16 protein-coding genes are annotated in these 18,424 nt (G+C 49.2%); 4 read left to right on the top strand and 12 right to left on the bottom strand.

The genetic code is table 11. From position 1 onward, the window contains the following. Window position 1: 1 nt before the first annotated feature. From U9S71_RS13065 to mraZ, 11 genes are all read right to left on the bottom strand, one after another. Window positions 2–865, bottom strand: coding sequence for a cell division protein FtsQ/DivIB (locus U9S71_RS13065; RefSeq protein WP_326327951.1), 864 nt, complete (start codon window positions 863–865; stop codon window positions 2–4). After that, complete coding sequence (gene murC / locus U9S71_RS13060; RefSeq protein ID WP_326327950.1) at window positions 858–2,213, bottom strand: UDP-N-acetylmuramate--L-alanine ligase; 1,356 nt, start codon at window positions 2,211–2,213, stop codon at window positions 858–860. Before murC ends, U9S71_RS13065 begins: the two co-directional genes overlap by 8 nt. Before the next feature lie 32 nt (window positions 2,214–2,245). Then, on the bottom strand, window positions 2,246–3,355 hold the full coding sequence (gene murG, locus U9S71_RS13055) for an undecaprenyldiphospho-muramoylpentapeptide beta-N-acetylglucosaminyltransferase (protein ID WP_326327949.1): 1,110 nt from the start codon (window positions 3,353–3,355) through the stop codon (window positions 2,246–2,248). A 34-nt stretch (window positions 3,356–3,389) separates the two neighbouring features. Further along, complete coding sequence (locus U9S71_RS13050) at window positions 3,390–4,568, bottom strand: FtsW/RodA/SpoVE family cell cycle protein (protein WP_326327948.1); 1,179 nt, start codon at window positions 4,566–4,568, stop codon at window positions 3,390–3,392. A gap of 83 nt (window positions 4,569–4,651) precedes the next feature. Next, on the bottom strand, window positions 4,652–6,025 hold the full coding sequence (murD, locus tag U9S71_RS13045) for a UDP-N-acetylmuramoyl-L-alanine--D-glutamate ligase (RefSeq protein WP_326327947.1): 1,374 nt from the start codon (window positions 6,023–6,025) through the stop codon (window positions 4,652–4,654). A gap of 4 nt (window positions 6,026–6,029) precedes the next feature. Continuing rightward, on the bottom strand, window positions 6,030–7,274 hold the full coding sequence (mraY, locus tag U9S71_RS13040) for a phospho-N-acetylmuramoyl-pentapeptide-transferase (protein WP_326327946.1): 1,245 nt from the start codon (window positions 7,272–7,274) through the stop codon (window positions 6,030–6,032). Between the two features lie 4 nt (window positions 7,275–7,278). Further along, on the bottom strand, window positions 7,279–8,736 hold the full coding sequence (locus U9S71_RS13035) for a UDP-N-acetylmuramoyl-L-alanyl-D-glutamate--2,6-diaminopimelate ligase (RefSeq protein ID WP_326327945.1): 1,458 nt from the start codon (window positions 8,734–8,736) through the stop codon (window positions 7,279–7,281). After that, window positions 8,733–10,826, bottom strand: a complete 2,094-nt coding sequence (locus tag U9S71_RS13030; RefSeq protein ID WP_326327944.1) for a penicillin-binding protein — start codon at window positions 10,824–10,826, stop codon at window positions 8,733–8,735. The genes U9S71_RS13035 and U9S71_RS13030 overlap by 4 nt, the downstream gene beginning before the upstream one ends. Window positions 10,827–10,852: 26 nt before the next feature. Then, window positions 10,853–11,260 (bottom strand): FtsL-like putative cell division protein, encoded by a 408-nt coding sequence (locus U9S71_RS13025; RefSeq protein WP_326327943.1) that lies wholly within the window; start codon window positions 11,258–11,260, stop codon window positions 10,853–10,855. A gap of 24 nt (window positions 11,261–11,284) precedes the next feature. Beyond that, window positions 11,285–12,190 carry a 16S rRNA (cytosine(1402)-N(4))-methyltransferase RsmH gene (gene rsmH / locus U9S71_RS13020; RefSeq protein ID WP_326327997.1) on the bottom strand — a complete coding sequence of 302 codons (906 nt, stop codon included), beginning with the start codon at window positions 12,188–12,190 and terminating at the stop codon, window positions 11,285–11,287. Further along, window positions 12,183–12,653, bottom strand: coding sequence for a division/cell wall cluster transcriptional repressor MraZ (mraZ, locus tag U9S71_RS13015; RefSeq protein ID WP_326327942.1), 471 nt, complete (start codon window positions 12,651–12,653; stop codon window positions 12,183–12,185). The genes rsmH and mraZ overlap by 8 nt, the downstream gene beginning before the upstream one ends. Window positions 12,654–12,916: 263 nt before the next feature. Here mraZ and U9S71_RS13010 point away from each other — a divergent pair, with 263 nt between their 5' ends. From U9S71_RS13010 to U9S71_RS12995, 4 genes are all read left to right on the top strand, one after another. Then, window positions 12,917–13,327 (top strand): hypothetical protein, encoded by a 411-nt coding sequence (locus U9S71_RS13010; protein ID WP_326327941.1) that lies wholly within the window; start codon window positions 12,917–12,919, stop codon window positions 13,325–13,327. 159 nt (window positions 13,328–13,486) lie between these two features. After that, complete coding sequence (locus U9S71_RS13005) at window positions 13,487–14,170, top strand: response regulator (protein WP_326327940.1); 684 nt, start codon at window positions 13,487–13,489, stop codon at window positions 14,168–14,170. Between the two features lie 44 nt (window positions 14,171–14,214). Then, window positions 14,215–15,957, top strand: coding sequence for an aspartate--tRNA ligase (gene aspS / locus U9S71_RS13000; RefSeq protein WP_326327939.1), 1,743 nt, complete (start codon window positions 14,215–14,217; stop codon window positions 15,955–15,957). A 49-nt stretch (window positions 15,958–16,006) separates the two neighbouring features. After that, a complete protein-coding gene (locus U9S71_RS12995) occupies window positions 16,007–17,386 on the top strand; it encodes a lactate utilization protein B (RefSeq protein WP_326327938.1) in 1,380 nt (459 codons plus the stop codon). On the opposite strand, the gene mgrA is transcribed toward U9S71_RS12995, so the two are convergent. Further along, complete coding sequence (mgrA, locus tag U9S71_RS12990) at window positions 17,387–18,418, bottom strand: L-glyceraldehyde 3-phosphate reductase (protein WP_326327996.1); 1,032 nt, start codon at window positions 18,416–18,418, stop codon at window positions 17,387–17,389. Between the last annotated feature and the right edge of the window lie 6 nt (window positions 18,419–18,424).

Below are 18,424 nucleotides of genomic sequence, written 5' to 3'. Positions count from 1 at the left end.
ATTATTGTGTATTGTTGCTATTTATTGAATTTTGATGCGTTGAATCCGATAAAATAATAATGTCGTCGAGATTGAAATGAGGGCTCCGCTCACAGATAATCTGCCCTGCGTACTTTAGGTTTACCGACTTGTAAGCATTGATACCCGTTTTGGGGACAATTTTGCGGTAAAACAGCAGTAGTTTTTCGAATTTTCTATCCAGTGAATCGGCGTTACCCAAAATAATCTGTTGCCCACCTACACGGGGCACCAGTTCGATATCGTGATGCTCATTGACATAAAGCTGAACCACTTGGCTGCTCCATAGACTATCTGCGCTGATGTACTGCGCTGTTTCGAAAATAGCGGTCACCAACTGACTCTTCGTGCTGTCGAGCGTGCCGTCATAGGGTTCTGAAATAAAGCCATTCACTATGGGTACACGCGGGACGTATTTCGGCGAAACGGGCATCTTATGGCCTTGCAGATCGATATAAAAATCAGGACCGTCGCGGTTGATGACCCTTACCACAGCTTCCCGTTGCTTGACCCGTACGGTCAATAGTCCATCCATATCCGTCGTAACAATTGCCGAAAACACGTAGGGGATTTGCCGCAGATCGTCTTCGATTTGATGGATGGGGATACTTTCCAGCGTGCGACCTTCCAATTCGCCGAACTTATCGACCAAAAGAGCCGCGATATCTTTCTGTTCGATGAACGACTCATTACCTAATAAAATGACCCGTACCGCCGTGCAAGCCTGCTCGCTGCCTTTGGTATCGATGAAACTCATCAACACGATGGTTCCGGCAAGCCATACCAGGCCGATCGCCCCGTACCCGAGGCTACGCCAATTGAATCGGTATGGTACCCTATTATTCATGCTCCAATATGGCTTTCAATGGTTTCACCAATAAATCGATATCTCCCGCACCCACCGTTACCAGCAATTCGGGGCGCTTGTTACGCACGTACGTCTGTATGTTATCTGAACTCAAGACATGCTTATCGTCAATGGACACTTTCTCAAGCAGCATCCGTGCGTCAACGCCTTTAATGGGCATCTCCCGGGCTGGATAGATTTCCATCAATAGCAGGGTATCCACCGTACCAAGCGCTTGGGCAAAATCGGCGGCAAAATCACGTGTTCTGCTATATAAATGTGGCTGAAAGATGGCCGTCAGTTTCTTTCTGGGATACAGTTGCCGTACCGCTGAAAAAAATGCCTTCAATTCTTCGGGATGATGTGCATAGTCATCGATATAAACGGTATCCGCTGTTTTCACAATGTATTCGAATCGACGCTTCACCCCTGCGAACGACGACAATGCGTCGGTGATTTTCAACATAGGAATTTTCAGCAATTGCGCAACAACGATTGCCGCAATACTGTTTTCTACGTTGTGTTGTCCCGGCACGCCCAAGTGTATATCTGTTACACGCCCGCCCTTGTATACGTAATCAAAATAAAATTCACCGCCTTTTACGCGTATATTATCCGCATGGGCGTCGGCAGCTGTTGCCGCCGAATAATAAGTATCCGCTTCGAATGGCAGGTCTGCCTTGATGATACGTTTGCCCTCATCATGCAACTGGCCCAGAAACAACCGAAATGATTCATGAAGCTGGCTTCTGTCACCATAAATATCCAAATGGTCGGCATCGGCGGAAGTCACGATAGCAATATCGGGATACAACGTGAGAAACGATCGGTCAAACTCATCGGCCTCCACCACCATGATATCATTGTCGGAGAAAAGCACATTGGTATTGTAGTTTGTACTCAACCCGCCCAAGAAAGCTGAGCAGCCCAAACCACTGTCCGTTAGGATATGGGCGATCAGTGCTGTAGTGGTAGTTTTGCCATGCGTGCCCGCAACCGCAATGGTAAACTTATTTTGGCTGATCAGCCCCAACACTTGCGACCGCTTGAACAGTGTATGGCCCAATTCCTGAAATTGGTTGAGGATCCCCAACTCGCCGGGCACGGCGGGGGTATAGATAATCAGGCTATGCTCGTCGACCGATTTAAACACATCGTTGACCACACCAAAATCGTCGGTGTAATTTATGGTGATTCCTTCAGATACGAGCTGGCGTGTCAAATCGGTTTCCGTTTTGTCATATCCACCCACCAGACACCCCAAATGACGGAAGTAGCGCGCCAGGGCACTCATGCCAATGCCACCGATCCCGATGAGATATACTTGTCTGATGTTGCTTATATTCATTGTCTGTTGTCTATTGTCTGTTATCTGTCGTCTCACTCCTCATTTTTCCCTGCCAATTTCAACACTTCCTGCGCAATTACTTCGTCGGCATCCACGACGGCTAATTCTTTCAAATTTGAGCGCAATGTTTCGGACGCTTCGGGGTTGCTTAGCAAATCCAAAGCGGTGTCTATCAGTTTTTGTGGCGCTTCCGAATCAGTCACCATCAGTGCTGCTGTCTTATCCACCAACGCTTGGGCATTTTTGGTTTGATGATCTTCAGCCACATTTGGCGATGGCACCAGTATGCTTGGCTTGCCAACCACGCAAAGTTCCGCAATGGTGCCGGCACCGGCCCTTGCGATGATGATATCGGCAGCGGCGTAGGCAAAGTCCATGCGTTGGAGGAAAGCCGTCAGTTTTACGGTACGGTCGTACTTCGCGCCAACGGTTTCGCGCAGTGAATCGTAATAATACGCTCCACATTGCCAAATTACTTGTACATCGGCTGCCGCCAAACGATCCAACCCTTCCCACATGCTTTTATTCAATGTGCGTGCACCGAGGCTACCACCGGTGAGAAGAATGGTTTTCCTTTCGGGCGATAAACCCAATGATTCGATTGCCTGGGTGCGCTTATGCCGTATATCCACCGCATCACGGCGAATCGGGTTGCCGGTAAACAAAATTTTATCTTTGGGAAAAAACCTATCCATCCCCTCAAACGCTACACACACCTTTTCTGCTTTATCAGCCAGCCGCTTATTGGTGAGGCCTGCATAAGAATTCTGTTCCTGAATGAGACAGGGCACATTCATCCGCGCCGCAGCGTGCAGTAAAGGGCCGGAGGCATATCCGCCTACTCCTACTGCTGCATCCGGTCGGAAATCACGAATAATACGTCGTGCTTTACGGATACTCTTGTAGAGCTTAAAGGGTAGCGCAAGGTTCTTCCAAAGTGATGTCCTGTTGATCCCTTGGATATCGAGCCCTACAATTTCGTATCCCGCAGCCGGCACTTTCTCCATCTCCATTTTCCCATTTGCCCCCACGAAAAGCAGTACGGTATCGGGCGCCAAGCGTTTCAATGCATGGGCAATAGCGATGGCCGGAAAGATATGCCCTCCTGTACCCCCGCCGCTTATGATAATCCGCTTTGCCATTGTCGTTGATTTCGTTTACGTTACCCGTATATTTCTAGCTCATTGCCGGAATTTCGCCCACAATCACTTTCTTACTTTGTTCGTTTTGCGTGCCTACTGCCTTCATTTCATCGATATTACGACTTACGCTCAAGATAATACCAAAGGCGAGGCTGGTAAACAATATGGATGTGCCCCCCATACTCACGAGGGGGAGCGGAACGCCTGTTACGGGGCCCAAACCGACCGCGACGGCCATGTTGCCCAATGCCTGCAACGCGAGGCTGAACCCCAAGCCAGCAGCCAACAGTGCGCCGAATGCTTTGGGGCTTAAGGTAACGATGCGTATACATCGAAACATCAGCGCGACATACAGCGACACCAATATCACGCCTCCGACCGCGCCATATTCTTCAATGATGATGGCGAAGATAAAGTCGGAGTATGGGTGGGGCAGCACGTTTCGTTGTGTACTATTGCCCGGGCCTTTGCCAAACAACCCACCGGATGCGATAGCTATCTTTGCGTGGTCTGCCTGATAGGATCGGTCGGTATCTGCCTTTTCGCCGTTGAGATACGTTTCTACCCGCGACATGTACGTTTCCCGTCTGGGTCCCAGCGCCACAACCAACACCAATAACACGAACACGCCTAAGCACACATAGGCAATTTGCTTGATACTGATACGACCTATGATCAACAACAGCACGCTAACGCCAAACAACATCAGTGCAGTGGAAAGGTTTGCCGGAGCGATAAGGACAAATATGACACAAACCGACCCCATAATCGGCAGGAACGCCTTTTTGACATCTTTGATGTTTTCCTGCTTACGAGTCAATGTCCGTGCAAGAAAGGTAATCAGTGCCAGCTTGGCCAGATCGGAAGTCTGGAACGTCTGGTTGATCACCGGAATCGTTACCCACCGGCTCGCTTCATTGACGGTATTCCCAAAAAGCAACGTGTACAGCAATAGCGGGATGGTTATGATCATCAAAATCTTGGAAATACCAGCATACCAACGATAGTCGAGCAGATGCGAAAAATACATCAAAGCGAAACCACCGAAGATAAGCAGGGTATGCTTGATCAGATACACTTCCGTGCCCTTCCCTTCCTTATAAGCCAAGGTACCCACAGAGCTGTATACTGCAAGCAGTGACCATACCGATAACACGATGATGATGATCCATAACCATCGGTCTCCCTTCAATTTTGAAAATGCTTGTTCCATCTTATTTCAATTTGAAAATTTGAAAATTTGAAAATTCAGCAATTCATCTTCAAATCGCCGCATCTCCGCGTTTTCAAATCAACTCACAAATCCATCACCGCTTCCTTAAACTGGTCGCCCCGGTCTTCGAAATTCCGGAACCAATCAAAACTCGCACACGCTGGCGAAAGCAGCACTGTATCACCTTTCTGAGCCAAATGCGACGCTATCTCAACGGCATCACGCATACTCGAGCTGTTGACGATAATCTTCGCATCATCCTCCAAAGCGTCGTATATCCTTGAATTATCTTTACCGATACATACAATTGCACGTACTTTGGTTTTCACCAGGTCGCGCAGCATCTCGTAGTCATTGCCTTTATCCACGCCGCCCATTATCAATACGACCTGGGGTGCAAAGCTCTCCAGTGCATACCAAACCGCATTTACATTGGTTGCTTTTGAATCGTTGATATAATTGACGCCAGCGATACACGCCACGAATTCCAAGCGATGCGGAATGTTTTTGAACGACCCCATGCTTTCCTTCATGGAAGCGTTGCGAAGTTCTTGGGCCTTGGCCACCAGTCCGGAGGCCATGTTGTTGTACACATTGTGTTTACCCTGGAGGGAAAGTTCATTGATATCCATCGTAAATATATCTTGGTTTGGTACGTTAATTACAAGTTCATTGCTGCTATTGAGGAAGGCGCCTGGCTCTACCTTCATATGAAGGCTAAATGGCAACGCCTGCGCTGCGGTGTGGTGCTTTGGCAACGCTGCCATCGTAACGGGGTCGTCAGCGCAGTAAATAAAAAGATCTCCCGGCTGTTGGTTTTTAACAATACGGAATTTCGATTCTGTATATTTTTCCAATGTATATTCATATCGATCCAGGTGATCCGGGGTAATGTTAAGCAGCACCGCCACATCGGCACGGAAATAAAACATATCATCTAGCATAAAGCTGCTTAACTCCAATACGTAGTAGTCAAACTGCTCACGGGCGACCTGCCACGCAAAGCTCCGTCCGATATTACCAGCTAACCCCACGTTAAGCCCCGCTTGTTTCAAGATATGCCACGTCAACATTGTGGTGGTTGATTTCCCGTTCGAACCGGTAATACCGATTAGTTTGGCATCGGTATATTGTGCTGCGAACTCGATTTCCGAAATCACTGGCGTTTGTTGCGCTTTCAACTTTTGCACAATCGGTACGGTTGCCGGAATCCCCGGGCTCTTTATGGCAAGGGCAGCCTCCAAGATACGTGATGCGGTGTGCACCCCCTCCTCGAACGGTATACCGGCATCGCCGAGCACCTGTTTATAATTATCGGCAATCTTTCCGCTATCCGACACCCACACCTCAAACCCCTTTTTACGGGCCAATATAGCAGCACCTACACCACTCTCGCCTGCGCCGAGCACCGTAAGTTTTCCCTGTTGCGGATAATGATATGTGGGTATCGCTGCCATTTTGCTACCTAACTTTCAATGTCACGATGGTAAGAATAGCGAGTAGAATACTCAATATCCAAAAACGAGTAACAATCTTAGCCTCATGGTATCCCTTTTTTTGGTAGTGGTGGTGAAGGGGCGACATCCTGAATATCCGGCGCCCTTCGCCGTATTTCCGTTTCGTATATTTAAAATAAGACACCTGTATAAGGACCGACAGATTTTCGACAAGAAATACCCCACATAAAATCGGAATGAGCAACTCTTTCCTGATCAACACGGCAAACGCGGCGATAATCCCGCCGATGGCAAGACTTCCCGTATCGCCCATGAAGACCTGCGCGGGGTAGGAGTTGTACCACAGAAATCCGGTGCAAGCTCCCACAAACGCTCCAGCAAAGATAACGAGCTCACCGGAATTGGGGATATACATAATGTTGAGGTAGTCTGAAAAAATCACGTTACCCGATACATACGCAAGGATAGCGAGGGTGCCGCCGACAGTAGCGGAGGTACCCGTAGCAAGCCCATCGATGCCATCCGTAATATTGGCGCCGTTGGATACGGCAGCAACAATAAAAACAACGACAACTAAAAAGACGATGAATGTCAAGGTCGACTGATTGCCGCCGAACGAACCTAACACCTTAGCGTAATCGAATTCGTTGTTTTTGTAAAAGGGGATATTGGTCTTCGTCGATTTCACGTCTTTCGTATAATACGTCTGTCCGGTATCGTTCTTAACGTGTCGCTCCACGGTTGCACCCGGCGCAGGGTGGGCCACTGTCTCACGAACTACGATATCTGGATGGAAGTACATGGTACAGGCAATGATGATACCCAAACCTACCTGGCCGACGATCTTGAAGCGACCAGCCAACCCTTCTTTGTTTTTACGGAATACTTTGATGTAGTCATCTAAAAAACCGATGGCTCCCATCCATACGGTGGTGACCAACATGAGGATGACGTAAATATTCTCCAGCTTGGCGAAAAGAAGCGTTGGCACCAAAATCCCAGCAATAATGATCAGCCCGCCCATGGTTGGGGTACCTTGCTTCTCCTTTTCACCCTCAAGACCCAAATCGCGGATGGTCTCCCCCACTTGCTTGGCACGCAAAATACGGATGAGCCGACTACCATAACCTGTGGTGATGATCAGCGACACGATAACCGCCATAGCGGTACGGAATGAGATGTATTGCCACAACCCTGACCCGGGAACGCGGATATAGTCTTCTATCCAAGTAAACAAATAGTATAGCATAGCGTTATCGTTCGTCCAATGTTTTAATCAATATTTCCCGGTCGTCGAAAGCGTGTCGTTGACCATTCATCTCCTGATATTTTTCGTGCCCTTTACCAGCGACCAACACAATGTCGCCTGGTTGGGCGAGGTGGCATGCCGCCCGGATGGCCTCTCGCCTATCGGCAATGGAAAACGTGTTCCGTTTTTTTTCTTGCGGCACGCCCACTTCCATATCTTTTATAATTGCCAGCGGATCTTCAGACCGCGGGTTATCTGAGGTAATGATTACCTTATCACTATGATCGACTGCAACAGCCGCCATCTTAGGACGCTTTGCCCGGTCCCGGTCCCCGCCACAGCCGAGGACCGTAATAATCTGCTGGCTGCCTTTACGGAGGTCACGTACCGTTTCCAATACGTTCCGGACGGCATCCGGTGTATGAGCGTAGTCTACTATCCCAATAATTCCGTCCACTGAAATAACGGTCTCAAAACGGCCCTCGGCCCCCGAAATATTGCTCAGGGCAGTAAGTACCTTCATGGTTTCCTGCTCCAATAAAATAGCTGCGGCATACACTGCCGTGATATTATAGGCATTGAAACCGCCTACAAGCTTCACCCATACTTCGTTACCATCGAGCTGGAGCAACATGCCGTCGAAATGGCTTTCCATCACCTTCGCTTTGAAGTCGGCCATTCCTTTAAGTCCATACGTTCGCTTGTGTGCGAAGGTGTTTTGCAACATGACGGCGCCATTTTTATCATCAGCATTTGACAACGCAAATGCAAAACGGTCCAGATCATCGAAGAAACGTTTCTTGGCTTGGATATATGCATCAAACGTTTTATGGAAATCCAAGTGGTCGTGGGTGATATTAGAGAAAATACCACCCGCGAAATTCAGTCCAGCTATCCGTTGCTGTACGATGGCATGTGAGCTCACTTCCATAAAACAATAGTCACACCCGCTATCGACCATATCTTGCAGCAACGCATTCAACGCCATCGGATCCGGCGTAGTGTGCGTTGCAGCCACGATGCGGTTGCCCACTTGGTTTTGTACCGTAGAAATCAGTCCGGCCTCATATCCGAGTTGCCGGAAAAGTTTATAGAGCAGCGTAGCTATCGTGGTTTTGCCATTGGTTCCGGTAACCCCTACTAGCTTCAATTTAGTTGAAGGATTGTCGAAATAATTGGATGCCGACACTCCCAACGCAAAAGCGGTATCTTCAACTTGAATATAGGTAACGTCATCTTTCGTGGCTTCCGGCATCTTTTCACACAGCACCACGGATGCGCCGAACGTTATGGCTTGGTCCACATAATGGTGACCATCGACCTGTGTGCCTACCACCGCAACGAACAGGCTATCCGGCGTCGCATTTCGCGAGTCGAAGCACACGCCGGCGATTGCCACGTTGAGGTTGCCTACGACGTGATGCACCGGAATACCGTGTAATATATCTTTCAGCGCCTTCATTTCAGTTCGATTACGACCGAAGTCCCTGTTTCAACATGCTTGCCAGCGGCCAAAGACTGGGCAACCACTTTTCCTTTTCCATTTACAGTGGTTCGGTATCCCGAATTCTCAAGGGCATACATCGCATCGATGAGCCCCATTCCTTTTACATTGGGCACCACCCCGGCTTTTATTGTCCCGTCCGAAAAGGGAATTCCCTTTACCGTATCTACCTGCTGCATGGGCTCAACGGATGCATAGGTCGCTTTGACGCCCAGTGCATCATACACACGTAGGGTGGCAGCCTTAGAACCCTTAAGTGAGGGGGGTAACGCTGTATTGCCAACGAAACGCATGCGGTCAAAATCATCCTGAAGGTCGAGATCATTGGCATACACCATATCGGCCAGCTCACGGAACACCGGTCCGGCTACCGATGCACCGTAGTAACCATTCCGAGGGTTCTGCACTACCACGATCATCGAATATTTCGGGTTATCGGCTGGGAAATAGCCTGCAAACGACGACTGGTATTTACGGTTGCGGTAACCTGCCGCCCCATCCGCCATTTGTGCAGTTCCCGTTTTACCCGCCATCGGCAACTGCGGATTGCGCAACCGCTTACCGGTACCTTCTATCATTACGCCGGCCAGCATTGCCTGTAATTTACCGATGGTAGCATCCGAGGCAATATGTTCGTCGATGACACGCGTATCGAAATGCTCAATGGTGTTTCCCAGTCGACGGATTTCCTTAACGAAGAGCGGGGCCACCATCTTACCATCATTTGCTACCGCGTTGTATAAGCTCAACGTCTGCAAGGGTGTCAGTTTCAATTCATACCCGTAAGCCATCTGCACCAAGGAGAGGCCGCTCCAGCTTTTACTATCGGGTGTTTTGATCAGCGGGTTTCCTTCGCCCGGTATCTGTAGCCCCAATGGCTCGTTGAGGTGCAACTCGCGCAACCGCTTGGTGAATGCGGCCGGATTGTTTTTATAATAGGTATTGATGATTTTGGTAATGGCGACGTTGGATGATACTTCGAACGCCTTTTTTACCGATAGCGTACCATAAGCATGGGTATCGCGAATGGTGTGCCGGTGTACCCGGTAGGTACCATTTCCCGTTTCAACGATGGTGTTCGTATCGATTTTGCCGTCGTCAAGTGCCACAAGGTAGGAAGCCAACTTAAAGGTTGACCCCGGTTCGGCGCTTTGGGCGATGGCATAGTTGAATTTTTCGCGATAAACACCTTCTTCAATCCGCGTGAAATTGGCAACGGCACGTATCTCGCCAGTGGCAACCTCCATCAAAACGACGCAGCCATTGTCGGCATTACTCACAATTAACTGCTTTTCGAGCGCTCGTTGCGCCATGTCTTGCATGTTTACATCGATGGTGGAGATGATATCCGCGCCGTCGACCGGGGCCACTTCAATTTCCCGGTTCACCGGCATCCACACTCCACCGGCTATTCGCCTCACCAGGCGTTTACCGCTCTTCCCGTCGATATACTCTCCGTACGCTCCCTCTAAACCCACATGTACATCCTCCGCCGGCACCTTATAACCAATGGTCCTCGCAGCGAGGTTCATAAACGGCAAGATGCGTTTGTTACTACGTTCGGCAATCAAACCGCCTTTATATTTGCCTAAGTTGAAAATTGGAAATTCCTTGATTTCCTTCAGCTCCTGATGTCCTACGTCTCTTTTGAGCAGATAGTACCTATTCCCATCCTTACGCGCTTGCTTGAGCAACCGGGAATATTGTGCAGACGATTTATCTTTAAAGAACGCCGATAACCGAGCTGCCAGTGAATCGACTTTGGCATAAAAAACATCATCCGGTGCAATACCCGGGGCTAGTAAGTCCACACGAAGATCGTATTCGGGAACCGATGTAGCCAACAGACTACCGTCGTCCGAATAGATATTGCCGCGCACTGCTTCCACATCAACATATCGAGTAGAAAGGCTATCAGCCATCGCCCGCCATTCAGCACCCTCCACGTACTGCAGGTGGAAAAGCTTAGCCAGCACAGCGATAGCGAAAAGCACAATCAGCCCGAATGACAGGTAGACTCTTAGCAATATGTCGGTTCTGATGTTCATGCCTCTTGTATTTAGCTAACCTTAAATCAATTCGTTGTTCTGATGACCACAATTTTCTTGGGAGGTGCCTTCCGCTCCTTCAACCCCATGGTATCCACCCGTTTGGCTATTTCGCTTTGGGTGGTAAGCTTCATCAGATCGGCCGAGAGCGACTTGTAATCCCAGTTCATTTCCTTCACATCCTTACTTAAGTGATCGATCTGTCTGATCGTCCGTTCAGCGTAATGGCGGTTGGCGATGTAAAGGATGGCCAGCAGGCCAACAAAAGCAATGAACGGTATATACCCGACGAATGCAGACGACGAAAACCGCTCGGTAGAAAATAAAGCCTGGAAAAAGCTGCGAGTGGCGTCCGCCTTTTCTTCTACGGTTTCCTGCAATTCGGCTTGCTGCTCTTCACTCAGCGGCTGTCTTTTATATGCGTTTCTTGCCATATTTGTTTGCTTAAACTCGCTCGCTTAAACTTTCTCTGCTATCCGGAGCTTAGCGCTTCGGGCCCTGCTGTTACGAATCACCTCATCGTGGCCAGCCACCTGTGCTTTACGGCTGACAGCGTCCAATGGCTTGATCTCATTACCATAAAAATCTTTCTCCACTTCGCCCTTGAACTTACCTTTAGCTATAAAGTTCTTCACCAACCGATCTTCCAACGAATGGTAAGACATCACCACCAGTCGTCCGCCCGGCTTCAGTACCGCAACCGCTTGCTGCAGAAACTCCTGCAGGGCATCCAATTCACCATTCACTTCAATGCGCAGCGCCTGAAACAATTGTGCATGGTACTTATGCTCCTTACCACGGGGCGCAATATTTTTGACAACATCTTTCAGTTCATCTACCGTATTGATAGGCCGTATACGTCTTGCAGCAACGATGGTCTTTGCCAATGTACGTGCGTTATGAAGCTCCCCATACATACCGAAAATGCGATGCAGATCGGCTTCCGGATAAGCATTAAGCACCTGTTTGGCATCCAATGGCCCCGTGCGATCCATACGCATATCCAACTCGGCTTCGAAGCGTGTGGAAAATCCACGTTGAGCATCATCAAATTGATGAGACGACACGCCTAAATCCGCAAGGACGCCATCTACAGCTTTTACGCCGTGAAGCCGGAGGTTGTTTTTCAGGAACCGGAAATTCTGGTGTATGAGCACGAATCGCTCATCATCTATGGCGTTTCGCAACGCATCGGGGTCTTGATCAAAGGCATATAGTCTACCGTTGGAGCCCAAATGTTTCATGATTTCTTTTGAATGGCCGCCTCCCCCGAATGTCACGTCTACATACGTGCCGTCAGGCCTCATCGCCAATGCATCCATGCATTCGCGCAGCATTACCGGCACATGATATTCGCTATCCATCATCCTCGTCAGTTAATTCATCACCCATCACCTCTTCCGCCAACGCTGCGAAATCATCATCCTCATCGTCTTCCCACAATTTATGGTATGCCTCTTTAGACCAAACTTCAATCTTATTGAACTGACAAGACAGCACAACCTCCGTTTCAATCTGACCATATTCAAGTAGCGACTTAGGCAACAGCACACGGCCGGCTGAATCTAGCGACAACTCGGTAGCCCCCCGGGTAAAGTCACGGATAAATTTCCGGTTCCTTGCCTTATAGGTGTTCAGTTTCGCCAACTTATCGGTAATCTTATCCCACTCGCCCCTTGAATAAATAACGAGATGTTTTTCGAACCCGCGATTGACAACAAGCCCAGAGCGCTCAGCATCAGGCATCTGCCTCTTGAGCGCAGCCGGCAACACCATTCTTCCTTTGGTGTCTAGCTTACAATCAAATTCGCCTATCAAATGGCCCATAACTACACTTCTCGCAATAAATACGATGTAAAAGTAGGCATTTACTCCACTTTCCCCCACTTTTCCCCACAAAAAAGTTTTCCACATTCCCAATTCCCCACAACAGCCCCTATCTTCAGCATTCACACTTTCTTGCGACGACCCAATGAACGGATAGCATATGTAGTAGAATAGCTACAAAATCAAAAAATCCAATAAGGTTTATTGCCTTACAGCTTTCATTATCGGCATCTTTGCAGGGATTGTTCATCTCTTATTAGATTATGCGTTTAACCGGTATCGTCAGTTCATTATTAGTTGCCTCTGCCATCGTGCAGTCGTGCGACGAACGCCTGGAACTCACACCCGCGCATTGCAATTGCGATATTGATGGTGTACAATTAGATGAACAGCGCTCGGTCACCTATCAAGTGGCCGCACATGACGAAGCCTTTGTCTCGTCGATTACATACCACACGAACGATGGCCCGGTAACAACCAACCACCCTTCCCTGCCTTTCAGCACATCCGTTCAACTAGCTAAAGGCCAAACCGTTGCCTTAAAGGTTGAGGGTAACCCCGGAAAAGGAGCTATCGTGTTGTCCTATGACACCAACAATGATCCGCATACGCCGAACGTACTGAGCAGCAGCGCATCCAGGGTATGGGTTTTAGAAGACGGGATCTGTCGATAACGCTCAACTAAATCACACATAACACATTAATTACAACCCAATTACAGCGATGTAGACATATTACTACATCCCATTTAACCCAATCATACTACTTTTGTTCCGTCATCAGTGGTTCTTAATGAATCGGGGATGTAACGTTACCAAAACATCGTCAGTAGGATGAAAAAGAAAAAAATACTTATCGTAGAAGATCAGCTTATCATCACCATGGATCTGGAATATATGCTCCAGGAGCTGGGTTACGACGTTTGTGGCATTTGCACGAACTATGATGACGCCGTTTCACTCATCAAAACAGCCAAACCCGACCTTGTTTTAGTCGATATCATCTTATATGGTGAAAAAACGGGAATTGATTTGGCTCATGAAATCAACGCCACCTACCACATCCCCTTTATCTTCCTCACATCGCACGCAGACCGCAGCACCATCGAGGCCGCCAAGTCTACCAATCCTGCCGGTTACATTGTAAAACCCTTTAACCGGAATGATGTATACGCGTCTATCGAGATTGCGCTTAACCAAGTGGAGGCTAAAGAAGAAAGTCAGGTTATTTTCTTGCCAAACGGGAAACATAAGACCAAAATATCGATGGACGATATGATTTATGCACATGCCGAAGGCAATTACACCACTTTCATTACAAAAAACAAAAAAATCGTACTGCGGAAGTGCCTGAAGGAGGTCGCCGAGACCATCCTGACCAACAAGAAATTCGTTAGAATCCATAAATCGTATCTCATTAACACAGACGCCATCCGGGCACGCAGCGCATCCAACATTCTGCTAAACAATGGAGACAACCTCCCCCTGGGCCGAGCATACGTCGGAAGCTTGTGTTAATTTGAGAAAAAACCGCTATTTTTGCCGCTCTAGATAAAAAGAGCATGCATAGAACACATACTTGTGGAGAGTTGACCATTTCGGATTTGGGTAAAACCGTTGTACTTAGCGGATGGGTGCAGAAATCCCGCGATTTAGGCGGAATGACATTCATCGATGTACGGGACCGTTATGGTGTGACGCAATTGGTGTTTGACCCTGCCGACGATGAGTCGTTACGAGCTGACGCCCGTTCCCTCGGCCGTGAATACGTAATCAAAGTGACCGGTAAGGTCATCGAACGCGAAAGTAAGAACACCAAAATACCCACTGGCGAAATTGAAATCAAGGTGGCGCGGCTCGAGGTCCTGAATGCCGCAAAGCTCCCTCCTTTCACCATAGAGGACGATACGGATGGCGGCGACGACTTACGGATGAAATACCGTTATCTTGACCTCCGCCGCAACCCGTTGCGGAACAATCTCATTTTACGGCACCGACTTGCACAAGAAACCCGGAATTATCTTGACCGCCATCACTTCCTAGAGGTGGAAACCCCAGTGCTTATCAAGTCAACACCGGAAGGTGCGCGCGATTTCGTGGTGCCCAGCCGGATGAACGCCGGAGAGTTTTATGCGCTGCCCCAATCGCCACAGACGTTCAAGCAACTATTGATGGTGTCGGGTTTCGACCGCTATTTCCAAATTGTCAAGTGTTTCCGCGATGAAGACTTGCGAGCCGACCGCCAGCCGGAATTCACTCAGGTCGATTGCGAGATGGCCTTTGTAGAACAAGAAGATATCCTCCAACTGTTCGAAGGCTTAGTGAGACACCTCTTCAAACAGATAAAGCATATCGATTTAGACACCATCCCGCGCATGCCATACGACGAGGCCATGCGTCTATATGGATCCGACAAGCCGGATATTCGCTTCGGCATGCCTTTCGTTGAACTCAACCCGGTACTCCAAGGCGCTGGCTTTCCGGTATTTGACCAAGCAGAGCTCATTGTAGGCATCAATGCCCCCGGCTGCGCATCTTATACTAGAAAACAGCTCGATACATTGACAGATTTCGTGAAGCGGCCACAGATCGGCGCTTCGGGACTGGTGTATCTGCGGTGCAATGATGACGGTACATTCAAATCGTCGGTCGATAAATTCTATAGCCCCGAGCAACTAGCCGCATGGGCAAAGGCGTTTGACGCACAGCCCGGGGATTTACTGCTCGTTATGGCAGGCAATACGGACCGGGTGCGAAAACAATTGTGCGAACTTAGGCTTGAAATCGCCGCGCAACAGGGATTCCGCGATAAAAACACCTATGCACCGCTATGGGTAACGGATTTCCCCCTGCTTGAATGGGATGAAGAATCTGAACGCTACCATGCCATGCACCATCCGTTTACGTCGCCAAGAGTGGAAGACATCCCCTTATTGGAAACGCAGCCTGGGCGTGTTCGCGCCAATGCGTATGACTTGGTGATCAACGGCACCGAAATTGGCGGCGGTTCCATACGGATACACGATCGTGACCTGCAGTCGCTCCTATTCAAACATTTGGGCTTCACGCCCGAAGAGGCCCAAAAGCAATTTGGTTTCTTATTGGAAGCATTCACTTACGGCGCTCCCCCACACGGCGGCATTGCCTTCGGATTTGACCGATTGACTGCCATATTCGCCGGTCTTGACAGCATCCGTGACGTGATTGCGTTCCCGAAGAATAATGCCGGACGGGATGTGATGATCGACTCGCCGTCGGGAATCGCCGAGGCACAGCTGACTGAACTGGGCATCACGCTACGTTGAGCCACAACAGTTCGGCCTTTTTTGCGTTATTGATATAATAACACTTACTATGTCATCTGCACGAGAGACCACCTTCCTTAAAGAAAGTGCCGACAAGGCTTTTGAGCCTCGCCATCGGAAAATCATCAATTATAACATTGATAAGTACGACGATACGGTAAAACGGGGCCTACCCCAGTTCAACCACCTGGAGAACTCGAAACGGAAGGCCCATATCGTCAAATGGCGGGTAATGGAAAACCTCGATAAGCTATTGCCTGAATTCGAGGCCAATTTCCTGAGGAAAGGCGGCAAGGTTATCTGGGCCAATGATGCCGCAGAAGCCCGCGAGGAGATAGGTAAGATTTTAACGGACGTCGGAGCCAAGACGGTGGTGAAATCCAAATCGATGACTACGGAAGAAATCGAACTCAACGAATTTCTTACCGAAAACAACATCAAGGCCATCGAGACGGATCTGGGTGAATATATTGTGCAACTGCTCGGCCAGAAACCTTACCATATCGTAACACCGGCCATGCACCTCAGCTTGCCCGATATCCAAGCCCTTTTCCACCAACGCTTCGGAACCCCACCCCAGGCCACCGCGCAAGAGCTGACGTTGAAAGCACGTGAGCTGCTGCGAGAACAATATATCACAGCCGATGTGGGCATCACCGGTGGCAATTTCCTGATCGCGGATACCGGCAGTGTGGCCATAACAGAAAATGAAGGCAACGCCCGGCTTTCCACAACTTTCCCAAAGATCCATATTGCCATCGTAGGTATTGAGAAAATCATTCCGTCGCTCAACGATCTCGACCTGTTTTGGCCATTGCTATCTACACATGGTACGGGACAACGCCTCACGGTGTACAACAGCATCATCAGTGGGCCGCGGCAGGCAAATGAAACCGATGGCCCTGAAGAAATGTATGTGGTATTATTGGATAACGGCCGCACCGAGCTGTTGGCACAAAAAGACCAACGCCAAGGACTGTATTGCATCCGATGTGGCGCGTGTCTGAATGCCTGCCCCATTTACAAAAATGTGGGCGGCCATACGTACAACACTACTTATAGTGGTCCCATCGGGTCGCTGATTACACCGCACCTTCGGGGCATGTCCGAATTCAAGCACCTAAGCTATGCCTCCAGTCTTTGTGGTAAGTGTTCTGAGGTATGTCCGGTTAAGATAGACATTCATAAAATGCTGCTTCTCAACCGGCGCGACGCAGTCGCAAGCCATCTCCCCTCCAAAACGGAACGACTGGCGTGGAAAGGCTTCACCTATGCCATCACCAAGCGCAAGCTAATTGATTTCTTTGGCGGCAAGTTCAAGAATTTCTTTCTTCGGAATTTCTTCCGGAAAGCATGGGGCAAGCACCGCCAGCTTCCTCCCATCGCGGAGAAATCGTTCAGCCAGCAGTGGAAAGAACAAAACAAATAATCAATCGAGTTCGGCCGATTTCGCCCAGATATTTATCGAGCCGTCTTTTGCGTAATTATTGATTTCAGCTAACTCTGCATCAGAAAAATCAAGATTACCCAACGCACCTACGCAATCTACCACTTGTTCCGGCTTGCTTGCGCCAATCAATGCCGAGGTCACATGGCCGCCTCGCAGCACCCAAGCAATAGCCATTTGAGCCAATGTTTGTCCACGGCGCTCCGCGATGGCGTTTAGTGCATGGATGCGTTCCATATTTTCGGCGCTCAAGAACCCGGAACGGAAAGAGGGCCGCTTTTTCGCCCGGCTATCGGCCGGAACACCATCGAGGTATTTATCGGTAAGCATCCCCTGTGCCAAGGGCGAAAATACAATCGAGCCCATCCCTAAATCTGCCAACGTATCGAGCAAGCCATCGGTTTCCACCCAGCGGTTAAGCATGGAATAGCTCGGTTGGTGGATGAGGCAAGGTGTACCTAGCTCCCGCAAAATAGCTTCCGCCTCGACTGTACGCTTGGTATTATACGACGAGATGCCTACGTACAGAGCCCTCCCCGAACGGACGATGTGATCAAGTGCCATCATGGTTTCTTCCAAGGGCGTCTCGGGGTCGAACCGATGGGAATAGAAGATATCGACGTAATCGAGTCCCATTCGCTTAAGGCTTTGGTCGCAGCTCGCCACCAAATATTTACGGCTCCCCCATTCGCCATAAGGGCCCGGCCACATGTCATACCCGGCCTTCGATGAAATGATCAGCTGGTCGCGGTAGCCGGCAAAATCTTCTTTCAAGATACGGCCAAAGGCCAACTCGGCACTACCGGATGGCGGCCCGTAATTGTTGGCCAAATCGAAATGGGTAATACCCAAGTCAAACGCCTGCCTGCAGATCAATTGTTTGGTAAGGTGCGGCGTATCGTCGCCAAAGTTATTCCATAGGCCAAGGGATATGGCAGGAAGTTTCAGTCCGCTGCGGCCGCAACGGTTATAGACCATGCTTTTATAACGGTCAGTATCGGGTTTCCAATTCATCATATC

Origin of the sequence: Parapedobacter flavus, assembly GCF_035818675.1 — a bacterium.
In the GTDB taxonomy this organism is placed as follows: domain Bacteria; phylum Bacteroidota; class Bacteroidia; order Sphingobacteriales; family Sphingobacteriaceae; genus Parapedobacter; species Parapedobacter flavus.
The sequence above is the reverse complement of the archived record's forward strand: the minus strand, read 5'-3'. Positions and strand labels throughout refer to the sequence as shown.

What these genes read in the sequence shown, in the direction of transcription:
- U9S71_RS13065 (WP_326327951.1), bottom strand. Translation starts at nt 865, where the DNA reads ATGAATAATAGGGTACCATACCGATTCAATTGGCGTAGCCTCGGGTAC.
- mraZ (WP_326327942.1), bottom strand. Translation starts at nt 12,653, where the DNA reads ATGGGCCATTTGATAGGCGAATTTGATTGTAAGCTAGACACCAAAGGA.
- U9S71_RS13050 (WP_326327948.1), bottom strand. Translation starts at nt 4,568, where the DNA reads ATGGAACAAGCATTTTCAAAATTGAAGGGAGACCGATGGTTATGGATC.
- U9S71_RS13005 (WP_326327940.1), top strand. Translation starts at nt 13,487, where the DNA reads ATGAAAAAGAAAAAAATACTTATCGTAGAAGATCAGCTTATCATCACC.
- aspS (WP_326327939.1), top strand. Translation starts at nt 14,215, where the DNA reads ATGCATAGAACACATACTTGTGGAGAGTTGACCATTTCGGATTTGGGT.
- U9S71_RS13010 (WP_326327941.1), top strand. Translation starts at nt 12,917, where the DNA reads ATGCGTTTAACCGGTATCGTCAGTTCATTATTAGTTGCCTCTGCCATC.
- U9S71_RS13035 (WP_326327945.1), bottom strand. Translation starts at nt 8,736, where the DNA reads ATGAAGGCGCTGAAAGATATATTACACGGTATTCCGGTGCATCACGTC.
- U9S71_RS13025 (WP_326327943.1), bottom strand. Translation starts at nt 11,260, where the DNA reads ATGGCAAGAAACGCATATAAAAGACAGCCGCTGAGTGAAGAGCAGCAA.
- U9S71_RS12995 (WP_326327938.1), top strand. Translation starts at nt 16,007, where the DNA reads ATGTCATCTGCACGAGAGACCACCTTCCTTAAAGAAAGTGCCGACAAG.
- murG (WP_326327949.1), bottom strand. Translation starts at nt 3,355, where the DNA reads ATGGCAAAGCGGATTATCATAAGCGGCGGGGGTACAGGAGGGCATATC.
- rsmH (WP_326327997.1), bottom strand. Translation starts at nt 12,190, where the DNA reads ATGGATAGCGAATATCATGTGCCGGTAATGCTGCGCGAATGCATGGAT.
- murC (WP_326327950.1), bottom strand. Translation starts at nt 2,213, where the DNA reads ATGAATATAAGCAACATCAGACAAGTATATCTCATCGGGATCGGTGGC.
- murD (WP_326327947.1), bottom strand. Translation starts at nt 6,025, where the DNA reads ATGGCAGCGATACCCACATATCATTATCCGCAACAGGGAAAACTTACG.
- mgrA (WP_326327996.1), bottom strand. Translation starts at nt 18,418, where the DNA reads ATGAATTGGAAACCCGATACTGACCGTTATAAAAGCATGGTCTATAAC.
- mraY (WP_326327946.1), bottom strand. Translation starts at nt 7,274, where the DNA reads ATGCTATACTATTTGTTTACTTGGATAGAAGACTATATCCGCGTTCCC.
- U9S71_RS13030 (WP_326327944.1), bottom strand. Translation starts at nt 10,826, where the DNA reads ATGAACATCAGAACCGACATATTGCTAAGAGTCTACCTGTCATTCGGG.